We start from the raw sequence: 12,611 nt of genomic DNA, 5'->3' as shown, positions 1-12,611 counted from the left end.
ATCTGTGTCGGGCAGCGAGGTCTGTCGGCGGGAGCACCTAGCGTCTGACGCAGACATCGGATCGCCCACCGAGGGGGGTCCGCGGGTCGGTCGAAGGTAGGCGCGCCCGCCACGAGACGAAGGAGCACCGCACATGCCGCAGGCAAGCAAGACCACCAACTCCGCAGGGGCCGGCACAGACAGGTTGAGGGCACTCGACACGGTCATGGCCCAGATCGAGAAGCAGCACGGCAAGGGCTCGGTCATGCGCCTGGGCGACGAGGACCGTCCGCCGATCCAGGTCATCCCCACCGGTGCCATCGCGCTCGACGTCGCTCTCGGCGTCGGCGGCCTGCCGCGGGGTCGCGTCGTGGAGATCTACGGCCCGGAGAGCAGCGGTAAGACCACGGTCGCGCTGCACGCGGTCGCCAGCGCACAGAAGGCCGGCGGGATCGCCGCCTTCATCGACGCCGAGCACGCGCTCGACCCGGACTACGCCAAGAAGCTCGGGGTCGACACCGACGCGCTGCTCGTCTCCCAGCCCGACACCGGTGAGCAGGCGCTGGAGATCGCCGACATGCTCATCCGCTCCGGTGCGCTCGACATCATCGTCATCGACTCGGTGGCGGCGCTCGTGCCGCGTGCGGAGATCGAGGGCGAGATGGGCGACAGCCACGTCGGTCTGCAGGCCCGGCTCATGAGCCAGGCCCTGCGCAAGATCACCGGTGCCCTCAGCACGACCGGCACCACGGCCGTCTTCATCAACCAGCTGCGCGAGAAGATCGGCGTGATGTTCGGCTCGCCGGAGACCACGACCGGTGGCAAGGCGCTGAAGTTCTACGCCTCCGTGCGCATCGACGTGCGACGCATCGAGACCCTCAAGGACGGCACCGACGCGGTCGGCAACCGGACCCGCGCCAAGATCGTCAAGAACAAGGTGTCGCCGCCGTTCAAGCAGGCGGAGTTCGACATCCTCTACGGCCAGGGCATCTCCCGCGAGGGCGGCCTGATCGACATGGGGGTGGAGCACGGCTTCGTCCGCAAGTCCGGAGCCTGGTACACCTACGAGGGCGAGCAGATGGGGCAGGGCAAGGAGAATGCCCGCCAGTTCCTCAAGGACAACCCGGACATCTCCGACACCATCGACCGCAACATCAAGGCCAAGCTCGGCATCGGTGCGGCGCCGGTGACCGAAGACCTGCCGGACGGGGTGGACCCGGTCACCGGTGAGGTCTCGGTCGACTTCTGATGGCCGGCGCAGACAGGTTGTCTGCGGCCCGGGAGGCGCTGGCGGCCGCCGAGTCGGCGGCCAGCGCCTACGGGCTCCGGTCGGGCCCTGCGACGACAGGTGACCCTCACCCCAAGGGCGACACGGCGGGGACGCCGGGTGAGCAGGCCCACACCGACCCCCAGGCGGAAGCCCGCAAGGTCGTGCTGCGCCAGCTCGCCATGGGGCCGCGGACCCGGCGTCAGCTCGAGGACAAGCTGCGCGACAAGGGGTGCGACCCGCAGGCGTCGGCCCGGGTGCTGGACCGCATGACCGAGGTGGGGCTCGTCGACGACGAGGCCTACGCGGAGATGTATGTCCGGTCCAAGCAGGAGACCAAGGGCCTCGCCGCGGGTGCGCTGCGCCAGGAGCTGCGGCAGAAGGGGGTGTCGGACGAGCTCGTCGACGCCATCTTGCAGGACATCGACCCGCAGCAGGAGAAGGAGCAGGCACGCGCCCTCGTCGCGCGACGCCTCCGCACCATGCGGGGTCTGGGCCGCGAGGTCCAGACCCGTCGCCTCGCGGCGTTCCTGGCCCGCAAGGGCTATGACGCCGGGGTGTCCTTCCAGGTCATCCGGGAGGCTCTGGACGACCTGCCGGAGCACGGCCGCGACTGAGGTCGGGCGCTGCGCCGCGACTGAGGTCGGGCGCTGCACGCCAGGCCCGTCGCTGCCTATGCTGATCGGCATGAACGCGACCGCGCAGCGACGTCTCCGCTCGACGCCGGACCAGCTCGACCCCAGGGAGGTCGCCGACCTCCGCGCGCAGGGGAGGCCCGACCCGGAGGCGGTCGCCGCCCTGCGTCAGCTGCTCGCCTCGGAGAGCCCTTACCGCCGCGCGGCTGCCGCCATCCTCCTCGCCGAGCTCGCGGACGACCCTCTGCCGTTGAAGGCCATGGTGGAGGACGGCGACGCCACGGCAGGGTTGCTGAGCTACACCGACCGGGTCGCCACCGCCGAGGCCCGGGCGGTCCTGCAGGAGGCCGTGCGCCGCGAGCTCCGGCAGCCCGACCTGCGCCGGGCCGAGCAGGCCGTGTGGGCCGCGGTGACGTTGGGTGCTGTGGGTGACGGGCACGAGGTCACGCGGATCGTGCGTGGCCTCGCCGGGTCCACGGACCCCAAGGACCTCCGTGCGGCCTACAGTGCCGGATGGGACGCCGTGCCCGCGGTCCCTGACCCAGGGCCGCTGCTGCAGGTGGCTCTCGCCGCGCTGCGGCCCCGTCGGCGCCTGTTCCGTGCGCCCGAGCCGGTCGTCGAGCTGGGCGACCTCCTGCGGTTCGCGGCGCGGCTGGCGACGCGGGTGGAGGACGCAGACGCTGAGGCACTCGGCCGGGCCGCGCTCGAGGCGGGCGCGCAGCCAGGTCGCGACTCGTCCCGGGCATACTCGACCCTGGAGCTCCTGTCACTCAGCAGCTGGGGCCGCGCCGAGCTGAGCCGCCGAGGTCTCCCACCCCTGGAGCGGGAGGATCCGCCCTCACCGAGGGCGGTGCAGCTGGCCCGTCGACTCGGCGAGCACGGGATCCTCGATCCCGGGGCTCTCGACCTCACCCGAGACATCTATCTCTCCGACGAGACGGTCGAGCTGGTGCGCGCGATGCTGACCGAGGCGCGGCTGTGCCTGACGATTCCGGCCAAGGACACCGGCCCGGTCGACTACGCCGACTACCTCCTCCTCGCCGCAGAGCTCAGCAGCGGGCACTTCGCCGTGGACGGCGACGTCCGGGTCGAGCAGGAGGAGGGCGCCCAGGTGCTCCACTGGACGGCACGCGGAGAGCCGCGCTCAGTGCGTGTGCGGGACGCCGGGAAGTGGGCCGACCTGGAGGCGCTCACCGACGTGCTCTCCACGAGGCCTGATCACGCGGGTCGCAGCCTGGGCGTCATCGAATGGGACGACTGGCAGGACGGCCTCGACGTGGGCTACCTCGACTGGCCACGCTGGGAGCGCTTCTGGGCCGAGGTCGACCCGCAGCACTGAGCAGCCCGGGCTACTCGTCCTCACTGCGCGGCACGTCGTCCGAGGGCTCCCACTCGACCTCGGTGAGCTCCTCGGTGTCCGCGTCGGGGTCGTGGTAGTGCATGGCCGACTCCTCCGGCGAGTCCCAGCTCGTGGTGCGGCACTCGCGCGCGATCTCGCGCGCCTCTCCGTCCGGGCGGTGCCGCTCGGCATACCGCTCCGACTCCTCCTGGCGCTCCCGCTGGGCGATGCTCTCCTCGTGCGACTGCTCGTCCGCGGTGACTCCGAAGGCCGAGGATCCGACGTAGTGCTCGCCGGTCTGGTACCCCCGGTCCAGCACGTCCCCCTCCCCGTCGAGCGTGTCCTCGGGCTGCAGCTGGTCCTCCGCATCGACGCTCCACACCCCGAGATCGTCGCCGATGGTCTCGCGGTCGGCCTGATCGCTCATGACGGTGCTCCTTCGCTCGCGCCTGCTGTGAGGCACACAGTAGCGCCGCACGCCTCCGGTGGCAGCCGGAGTGCCGGACGTGAGAGAGACTGCCCCGTGTGACCTTCGCCGTGCTCGTCATCGCCGCCGTCACCCTGGGGGCGGCGCTGCAACGCGTGGCCGGTATGGGGCTGGGGATGAGCGTCGCGCCCGTCGCCACGGTGCTCATCGGGCCGGTGGCCGGGGTCATGGTCTCCAACGTCGCGGCGATCGTCGCGGCCGCGATCCTGGCCGTCATGCTGCGCGGCGACGTGGACTGGCGGCGGTTCTGGACCTTGGTGCCGCTGCTGCTGGTCGGCTCGGTGGTCGGTGCCCTGGTGGTGCGGCACGTCTCGACCGCCGTCCTGGACGTCGTGCTCGGGGCGAGCGTGCTCGTGGCCATCGGCGCCGTCCTGGGCACCCGGCGCCGGCTGACGGTGACCGGGCGCGGTGCGGTCGTCGTCTCCGGGGCGGTGGCCGGCTTCATGAACACCACCGCTGGGGTCGCCGGTCCAGCCATGGCGGTCTATGCCGTCGCCTCCCGCTGGGACCAGCGCTCGTTCGCCGCGACCCTGCAGCCCATCTTCCTGCTCGCCAACTCCGCGTCCGTGGTGACCAAGGTCGTGGTCGGCGCCACCCCGGCCGAGGGGTTGGTCCCGTGGTGGACCTGGGTGGCGATGTGCGTCGCGGTCCCGGTCGGTATCGCTGCCGGCTCGCTGGTGAGCGGCCGCGTGGGGATGGGCACCGCCCGGCGGGTCGCGATCGGCGTGGCCGCCACCGGTGGGCTGGTGGCGCTCGTCCGGGGTCTGCTGTCCTGGCTCGGGTGAACCTCCCGGCCGCACGGCCGGCCCTGGCCGAGCGCGTACCCTGGACCTGCGATGAGCACGACGACCACCAGCACCAGGACCTATGACGTGCGCACCCACGGGTGCCAGATGAACGTCCACGACTCCGAGCGCCTCGCCGGCCTTCTCGAGACGGCCGGCTACGTCGACCTGGCCAGCCTGCCGGGGGATGAGCGCCCGCAGGTGGCCGATGTCGTCGTCTTCAACACCTGCGCGGTCCGGGAGAACGCCGCCAACAAGCTCTACGGCAACCTCGGCCAGCTCCGCCCGGCGAAGCAGACCAACCCCGACATGCAGATCGCGGTCGGTGGCTGCCTGGCGCAGAAGGACCGCTCCACCATCGTCGAGCGAGCCCCCTGGGTGGACGTCGTCTTCGGCACCCACAACGTCGGCTCGCTCCCGGCCCTGCTCGACCGGGCCCGCCACAACAAGGCCGCCGAGGTCGAGATCCTCGAGTCGCTGGAGACCTTCCCCTCCACCCTGCCGACCCGGCGGGACTCGGCATACTCCGGCTGGGTGTCGATCTCGGTCGGGTGCAACAACACCTGCACCTTCTGCATCGTCCCGGCGCTGCGCGGCAAGGAGAAGGACCGCCGCCCCGGCGAGATCCTGGCCGAGATCGAGGCGCTCGTCGCGCAGGGTGTCGTGGAGGTCACCCTGCTGGGGCAGAACGTCAACACCTACGGCGTGGAGTTCGGCGACCGGCTGGCCTTCGGCAAGCTGCTGCGCTCCTGCGGGCAGATCGAGGGGCTGGAGCGGGTGCGCTTCACCTCGCCGCACCCGGCGGCCTTCACCGACGACGTCATCACCGCGATGGCGGAGACGCCCAACGTCATGCCCAGCCTGCACATGCCGCTGCAGTCGGGCTCGGACCGGGTGCTCAAGGCGATGCGCCGGTCCTACCGCTCCGAGAAGTTCCTCGGGATCCTGGACCGCGTGCGTGAGCAGATCCCGGACGCCGCGATCACGACCGACCTCATCGTCGGTTTCCCGGGGGAGACCGAGCAGGACTTCCAGGACACCCTCGACGTCGTGCGCGCCTCACGCTTCTCCAGCGCCTTCACCTTCCAGTACTCCATCCGCCCCGGCACCCCGGCCGCCGAGATGGACGACCAGATCCCCAAGGCGGTCGTCCAGGAGCGCTTCGACCGGCTCCTCGCGCTGCAGGAGGAGGTCTCCTGGGCGGGCAACCGCGAGGTCGAGGGACGCGAGGTCGAGGTGCTCGTGGCGCCTGGTGAGGGCCGCAAGGACGCCGAGACCCACCGCCTCTCCGGGCGGGCCAAGGACAACCGGCTCGTGCATTTCGCGGTGCCCGAGGGTGCCGAGGTGCCCCGGCCGGGCGACGCGGTGACCGTGGCGGTGACGTATGGCGCGCCGCACCACCTCGTCGCCGACTCCGGCGTCCAGGGTGGGGTGTATGCCGTGCGCCGCACCCGCGGCGGCGACGCGTGGGCGGCGCTGCAGGACGGTGCGACCCCGGGGGCAGTGACCAAGCCCGCGGTGAGCCTCGGGATCCCCACTGTCGGCGCGCCGCCGCCGGTCGCCGTCAGCACGGCCCCCTGCTGCCCCACCGACTGAGCGCCCGGCGGGCCAGGCTGGCCTGCTGACCCACCGACTGAGCTCCTGATGGGCCGGGCTGGCCTGCTGACCACCGGCTGAGCGCCTGGCACGGACCGGGCTGGATCGCGGCCCCTCCGACTGCGCTCCCAGCGCGGCCCCACCGACTGCGCTCCTAGCGGCCGCGCCGCTGACCAGCGGCGGCATACCGGCGGATGGGGATGCCGCGTCAGCTAGCCCTGGGAGCCTCGTCGGGGCTGGTCTCGGCCGCAGCCTGCGCCTCCGACGCGTCGGCGCGCTCCTGAGCCTCGCGCGCCTCCTCCTGTGCCTGACGGGCCTCCTCGGTCTCCTCGCTCGCCTCGCTCCGCGCCTCCCGGGCGACGGCCGCCAGGTGCTCAGCCTCCATCCGATCGATCTCGGCGCGGGCCTGCGGCTTGCCGTAGAACCGCACGACGCTGTAGACGAGCAGCACGATCGCGATCGCGCTCGAGACGATCATGGTGATGGCGACCGGCCGACCGCCGAAGAGCCACCAGCGCTCGTCGATCGGCCACCAGCTCGGCGGTGGCGGCGACATCAGCCAGAACACCGCGACCCCGACCAGTCCCAGGGCGATGAGGGCGGACAGGATGATGCGCGGGATCGTCTCGACCCCCTCGGCGGCACCACGCAGGGCGCGGATCTTGACCGGGTTGGTCCAGCGGCGGGCCCAGGCATACTGCGTCGACAGGATCCACAGGCCGGCGAAGGTGAGCAGCAGCCCCGGACCGGGGAGCACCAACGCCAGGATGCCGGCCACCAGGACGACCCAGCCCAGGGTCTCCAGGGCGATTCTCTTGGCGGCGGCACTCACAAGGGTTGAGCGTAGGCGAGCGGGTGCCCCGGCGCGAGCCGCGGTGCGCGCGCAGACGCTCCCACCGGCATACCCCAGGGGGATCTTCTCCCGGCCTCGCGGGTGTGGCAGGCTACCGCCCGTGACATGGAGTCAGGTCGACCGTGACGAACTGCTCAGACTCTCCGACCACGACCCGTTCGTGCGCTTCGCCACGAGCAGCGAGATCGTGGCGGTCGCCGCGCCGGACGGCTGGGCCTGCGTGGGTCCGTGGCGCCCCGGTTCGGGTCACTGGGGCGGTGCGGCGGTGGTCGGTGCCTCAGCCGTCAGGTCCTCGGAGTCGCAGGCGCTGGCAGCCATCGTCGAGGCGGGCGGTGAGGATCTCGCGCTGGAGTGGTTCTCCACCAGCGAGGACCGTCCCCTGTCGCTGCCCGGGCCCTATGCGAGCACCGGCTCCGGGCACTGGTCGTTCATGTGGACCGAGCACGACTACGGCCTGGACGCCCGCGCCGAGCTCTCGGCCCGTGGGCTGGCGGTGCACGACCTGGACGACCACCGCGACGCCGCGCTCATCGAGAGCTTCGGTGCGGCGCACAGCGACGGCCGCTACATGGGCTTCCCGGGCTTCGGCTTCGCCACCGCATGGCTCGCGGTCCGCGACCGCGCGGACGACATCGTCGCCGTCGGTGCCTTGCACGAGCTGGCCTCGGGTATGCCGCACCTCGCCGGCATCATCGTCCGCCCGGACCTGCGCGGCCACGGACTCGGCGGCCTGCTCACGCAGGAGCTCACCGCGCGCGCGGTGGAGGAGGCCGGGGTGTCGACGCTCAGCGTGTTCACCGACAACGCGGGCGCGATCGCGCTCTACGAGCGGTTGGGGTATGCCGTCGCCCACCGCTTCCACACCCGCGAGCTGGCTCCCGCCGGGCACCTGGTCTAGCCGGGCGCGCACGGGAAGACAGCGTCGCGGGGGAGAGGCCCGGCGTTGGCCGCCTGCCGCCTGGGTTCCTGCCGCCGGCCGCCTGGGCTTCTGCGGGCGGCCGCGTGGGTTTCTGCCCACCTGTCTTTCGCGGCGCTTCATGCTTGCGTGGCTTCCTGCCGGCCTGCCTTTCCGCTTGTCTGGCTTCCTGCCGGCCCGGCTTCTCGCCTGGCTTTCCGCTTGCCCGGCCTCCTGCCGTCCCCGCTTCTGACCTGCGGGCTCGGGAAGGTCTGAGCCGGGCCGAACCTACGATGGTGCGGTGAGCGCGTCGCCCCCGGCCTCCCCGGACCCTCAGCCCGAGCCCCTCGGCCCGCCGACCCCTCGTCAGCACACCGCCGGTCGGGTGGCGGCGGCGCTGGTCGCGCTGGAGGCGCTGATCGTCGCGGGCTTCGCCGTGTTCTACCTTGTCGAGCTCGCTCTCGGCCAGGGCCAGGACCTGCTGGTCGTCATCATGTCGGTCGTGACCATGGTGGTCTTCGTCATCGCGCTGAGCTATACCGCACTCGGTCTGCGCCGGCGCCATCCTCGCGCCCAGGCGCCCGCGATCGCCTTCAACTTCCTCATGGTGCCGCTCGGCATCGCGTTGTTCCCCTTGGTGCCGGGGTGGATCGGCGCCGGGGTGCTGGTGCTGGGCGTCAGCACCGTCGTCGCCACCTTCCTCATGGGGCGGCTCGAGGAGCGCTGACCGACGGCCGCCCAGTGGTCGCCACACCGGGTCGACTCTCGTCCGGCTCGTCATCTTTCAACCCCCTCGAGGAGGCCGAGAGATGACCAACCGGACGAGAGTCCCGTCGCGGTGGCGCCGCGACCTGCACCCGGGTGCACCGGCCACGGTGCACGAGCAGTCCGCGACCGGGGATGGCCAGGTCCCCGACGGGCAGGCTCACGCCCAGGACGCCGCCATCGCTCGGACTGTGCGCGTTGAGCACGAGACCGGTCCGCCCCCGGGCCGCCAACGGCACCAGCCCGCGGAACGACGTGCCGGCGTCCAGGTCGGCGGCGACGAGCAGCTCCATCCGGTATGCCGTCGCCAGCTGGGCCACGGCCTCCTCCAGCGGGTTGCCTGAGAGCAGGTGGGCGTCGTCCACGACGAGCAGCCCACCGGGGCCGAGCCGGGCGCACTCCTCCTCGAGGTCCTCCAGGCGGTGATCCTCGGCGGGGTCCACCACGACCGCATCGCGCCCCGCCCGCAGCCACTGCAGAGCAGTCGTGCGCCCCGACCCGGGTGGCCCGAGCACCAGGATGGATCCAGCGGGACGCTGCATCGGCGCGGCCTCGTCACCACCTACGGCCCACGCGGCCCCGCGCCCGAGGTCGGGCACCTCGCCCTCCTGGGATGCGTCGGCCATCGGCGCGGCCTCGTCACCGCCCACGGGCCGCGCGGCTGCGTCGCCGCCCACGGGCCGCGCGGTCTGGTGCCCGGCGCCAGGTCCCTCGTCCTCCAGGGCTGCGTCGGGCCATCCGGCGCCCTCCTGCGCCGCCTCCGGCGCCCAGACGCGGGGGAGGGGACGGCAGACCAGCGGGGGTGGGCCGGGGGGCGCGCCGGCAGGTGAAGGGTGGGCGGGGAGCACGACGTGGGCCTCGATGCCGTCGCGCATCCCGACGAGTCGCCCTGGTGGCTGGGCGGTCGGGATCTGAGAGGCCCGCAGCCCCGTCATCAGCAGGTCGGCCGGGTCGTTGAGCCGGAGCGCCCAGGTGCGCGGCAGCAGCGAGGCGATCTTGCCGAAGAGCAGGGTGCGGTCGCCCGTGACGAGCCCGACCACGCCGACGGCGGGCCCCTCCCGCAGGAGTCGTAGCGCCACCTCCTCCGCCCGGCCTCGCTCCACCGTCTCGAAGAGATCCACGAAACGGTCCCACCCGTCGACCACCAGGAGCACCGGCGGGCCGGTCGTGCCGGTGGCTTGGCGGGAGCGGACCAGTTCCTCGAGCCGGTCGAGGACCCGCAGGCCGTGGGCGAGGTCGTCCGGCTCGACCCAGGCCACCAACCCGGGGTGGGACTGGGCCTCGGTGCCCTCGAGGGCGCGGCCGAGGTCGAGCACGACGACCCAAGCGCCCGCGACGCGGGAGAGGACGGAGCGCAGAGCGGTGGTGCGGCCCGACCGGGCCGACCCCAGGACGGCGAGGTGCTCGTCAGCACCCCAGACGAGCGGCTGGCGCCGCTGCTGGGCCGGGAGGTCGGCCAGGGCCCAGGCGGCAGGACTGTCGGCCAGCGGGGGGAGGCTGTCGGGCAGCGGAGGGTGCCAGACGACCGGGGGCTCCAGGGCCTTCTCGGCGGCGGCCCGGGTGAGGACGTCTGCCAGCGGCCCGAGGTCGTCCTGCGGCTCGTCCGCCTCGGCGGGCTGGTCGAGGATCCGCCGCGCGGCCCAGACGTCGCCGGTGACCCGGACCTCCCACGCCCCTGCCGCCCCTGCCAGCGGGGGCCCCGCCCGGGCCACCTGGAGAGCCTGGGGTGCCTCGGCGCCGGTGCGCCACAGAGCCAGGCCGGGACGCCCCTGGGGCAGCAGCGACGCAGCCGGGGTCTCGATGACGTCCTGGGAGTCGGCGCTGTCGCGCACGCGCAGCGCGATGCGCAGGTTGACGTTGGCGCGCAGGTCGGCGCTCACCACCCCGGCGGGCCGCTGCGTGGCGAGCACGAGATGCACCCCGAGGCTGCGGCCCACCGCAGCGAGCCGCACCAGACCTGACATCACCTCCGGCACCTCCTCGGCCAGCACCCGGAACTCGTCGATCACCACGACGAGGCGGGGCAGGCCAGGCAGATCTCGGGCGTCCTTGGCGCCGGCGTCGGCCAGGGTCGCCTCGCGACGGGTGAGCTCGGCCTGGAGCGAGGTGAGGACCCGGGCCGCCAGGTGCGGGTCGAGATCGGTGACCAGCCCGGTCACGTGCGGGAGCCGGGCGCAGTCGCCGAGGGAGGAGCCGCCCTTGAAGTCGACCAGCAGGAGTGCGAGGTCTGCGGGAGAGGACTGCAGGGCCAGACCGGTGATGAGGGTGCGCAGGAGCTCGGACTTGCCCGAGCCGGTGGTGCCCGCCACGAGGGCGTGCGGGCCGTCGCGCACGAGGTCGAGGGTGACCGGTTCTCCGCCGGCGTCGGTGCCCAGCGGGACCGCCAGACTGGGGCGGGCCCACCTGCTGGCCGCCTCCTCCGGCGTGCTCGGCCAGGGGCAGAGGGCGCCGAGAGGTGGGGAGCCCGTCGGCAGGGCAGGGCCGCCCCCCTCCTCCCGCACGCCCTCCCGACTCCTCAGGGGAGCAAGAGCCCGGGCCAGGCTGCGCGCCCGCCCGGGGCCGAGGGTGGTCGGCCGGAAGGCCAGATCCGGCCGACCAGGCACCTGCAGGACGGCCAGGCCGGGCCCGGTCACCTGGATCCGGGTGGTGCCCGGTGGAGCGCTCGCCAGGTCATCGACGAGGACCAGGTCCTGCCCCCAGCGCACGGCGACGCCGTCCGTGCGCCGGCCAGAGGTATCGGTCTGCGGGAGCCAGGCCAGCAGGTCCCAGCGCTCGCCCGGTGGCCGGTCCGGGTCGACCACCAGCGTCCAGGAGGTCGGTGGGTATGCCGTGGCGAGCTGCAGCAGGATCGCCCGCGCGAGACCGTCCCGGGTCTCGCGATCGCCGGCGATGACGAGAGTGCCGTCCAGGGCTAGGGACAGCGGGGCGGCGTCGTGCTGCAGGAGCTCGCCCTCGAGCCGGACCTGGGAGTGGCACGCGTGCTCGCCGAGGGTGACGGTCATCGGCTCGGCGGCGCACTGCCACAGCGAGACCGACGGGTGCGGGAGGAGGCTGGTGACAACCCCCACGAGGCCCGGATGTCGGTGGCGCAGCAGGTCCAGCTCCTCCCGCAGGCATACCTCGGCCTCCACCTGGTGCCTCGCGCGGGCGGCGTCGTTCGCCGCGACCCCGTCCTCGAACTCCAGCCGGGCCGCCCGCCGGTCGCCGAGATGATGGCCCAGGACCATCGCCGGGCCGAGCAGGCCGAAGAGCAGGAGCCACGGCATCCGCAGCAGGACGGCGACGGCCAGCGCGACGACCAACGGGAGGGTCCAGGTCCATGCGCTCGGTGCCCGCACCTTTCTCCGTTCGGGCGCGGAAGGTGTGGCGAACTCCCGCACCTCCACCATCGAGGTATGCCGTGGCCACGGGACGATCTCCCGGCACCCTGCTCGTGACACCAGGCGGGTCGGCGCGGGTGGGCGGGGCACGAGGACGATGCCGGACCCACCGATGAGCAGCCGGTCACCCGACGACCAGAGGGTGTCGTCCTCGCGTCCGCTCTCCCACGTCATGCCGTTGGTCGACCCCAGGTCCTCGACCCGGACGCCGTCGCGGTCCTGGCGGACGCGGACGTGGCGGCGGGACAACCCCGGGTCGGCGATGGTGAGGTCGCACCGCGGGTCGCGGCCCAACGTCACCCACCGCCCCGGAGGAAGCGGGGCGGAGCCGCCGGCGTCGGGCCCCGTCGCCACGACGACCCGCGGCACACCGGCCCGGGCCTCGGCGCCCACCGGGCTGCCCGTCGGGAGGTGGCCGATCTCGGCGCCGTGCTCCAGAGGCACCTGCCGCGAAGGTGTGGCGGGAACCCCCGCGCCGTCGTCAGGGCTCTGGTGGCCAGCGCGGCGGGAGAGCTCATCCACCGTCGCACCGTCGGGAGCGAGCACGGCCAGGTGTTCGACCCCTCCGGCGACCGGTCGCGTCACGATGACTCTCATGGGGCCCATGGTGCTCGCCGCAGCCGACAGTCC

Annotated in this window: 10 protein-coding genes; 7 read left to right on the top strand and 3 right to left on the bottom strand. The window is 73.1% G+C overall.

The genetic code is table 11. The features are described from left to right. Window positions 1–205 precede the first annotated feature (205 nt). From recA to FA582_RS10360, 3 genes are all read left to right on the top strand, one after another. Window positions 206–1,228, top strand: a complete 1,023-nt coding sequence (gene recA, locus FA582_RS10370) for a recombinase RecA (RefSeq protein WP_010147796.1) — start codon at window positions 206–208, stop codon at window positions 1,226–1,228. Next, window positions 1,228–1,863 (top strand): regulatory protein RecX, encoded by a 636-nt coding sequence (locus FA582_RS10365; RefSeq protein WP_010147795.1) that lies wholly within the window; start codon window positions 1,228–1,230, stop codon window positions 1,861–1,863. Before recA ends, FA582_RS10365 begins: the two co-directional genes overlap by 1 nt. 70 nt (window positions 1,864–1,933) lie before the next feature. After that, window positions 1,934–3,220, top strand: a complete 1,287-nt coding sequence (locus FA582_RS10360) for a hypothetical protein (RefSeq protein ID WP_010147794.1) — start codon at window positions 1,934–1,936, stop codon at window positions 3,218–3,220. A gap of 10 nt (window positions 3,221–3,230) precedes the next feature. On the opposite strand, the gene FA582_RS10355 is transcribed toward FA582_RS10360, so the two are convergent. After that, window positions 3,231–3,647 (bottom strand): hypothetical protein, encoded by a 417-nt coding sequence (locus FA582_RS10355; RefSeq protein WP_010147792.1) that lies wholly within the window; start codon window positions 3,645–3,647, stop codon window positions 3,231–3,233. 98 nt (window positions 3,648–3,745) lie between these two features. Here FA582_RS10355 and FA582_RS10350 point away from each other — a divergent pair, with 98 nt between their 5' ends. Continuing rightward, complete coding sequence (locus FA582_RS10350; protein ID WP_010147791.1) at window positions 3,746–4,492, top strand: sulfite exporter TauE/SafE family protein; 747 nt, start codon at window positions 3,746–3,748, stop codon at window positions 4,490–4,492. A 51-nt stretch (window positions 4,493–4,543) separates the two neighbouring features. Continuing rightward, entirely contained in the window at window positions 4,544–6,088 is a 1,545-nt protein-coding gene (miaB, locus tag FA582_RS10345) for a tRNA (N6-isopentenyl adenosine(37)-C2)-methylthiotransferase MiaB (RefSeq protein ID WP_010147790.1), read from the top strand. A gap of 208 nt (window positions 6,089–6,296) precedes the next feature. On the opposite strand, the gene FA582_RS10340 is transcribed toward miaB, so the two are convergent. Beyond that, window positions 6,297–6,920: a PGPGW domain-containing protein gene (locus tag FA582_RS10340; RefSeq protein ID WP_010147789.1), complete on the bottom strand. Its 624-nt coding sequence runs from the start codon at window positions 6,918–6,920 to the stop codon at window positions 6,297–6,299. Window positions 6,921–7,041: 121 nt separating this feature from the next. Between FA582_RS10340 and FA582_RS10335 the strand changes: the two genes are divergently transcribed. Together FA582_RS10335 and FA582_RS10330 are read left to right on the top strand one after the other, a co-directional pair. After that, window positions 7,042–7,839 (top strand): GNAT family N-acetyltransferase, encoded by a 798-nt coding sequence (locus tag FA582_RS10335; protein ID WP_010147788.1) that lies wholly within the window; start codon window positions 7,042–7,044, stop codon window positions 7,837–7,839. A gap of 298 nt (window positions 7,840–8,137) precedes the next feature. Continuing rightward, window positions 8,138–8,563 carry a hypothetical protein gene (locus FA582_RS10330; RefSeq protein WP_010147787.1) on the top strand — a complete coding sequence of 142 codons (426 nt, stop codon included), beginning with the start codon at window positions 8,138–8,140 and terminating at the stop codon, window positions 8,561–8,563. Here FA582_RS10330 and FA582_RS10325 read toward each other — a convergent pair. Then, a complete protein-coding gene (locus FA582_RS10325; RefSeq protein WP_010147786.1) occupies window positions 8,538–12,578 on the bottom strand; it encodes an FtsK/SpoIIIE domain-containing protein in 4,041 nt (1,346 codons plus the stop codon). The two genes, FA582_RS10330 and FA582_RS10325, sit on opposite strands and share 26 nt — an antisense overlap. Window positions 12,579–12,611: the final 33 nt, after the last annotated feature.

Origin of the sequence: Serinicoccus profundi (assembly GCF_008001015.1) — a bacterium.
Classification (GTDB): domain Bacteria; phylum Actinomycetota; class Actinomycetes; order Actinomycetales; family Dermatophilaceae; genus Ornithinicoccus; species Ornithinicoccus profundi.
Note: the sequence above shows the minus strand (reverse complement) of the source record. Positions and strands in the feature narration are given on the sequence as shown.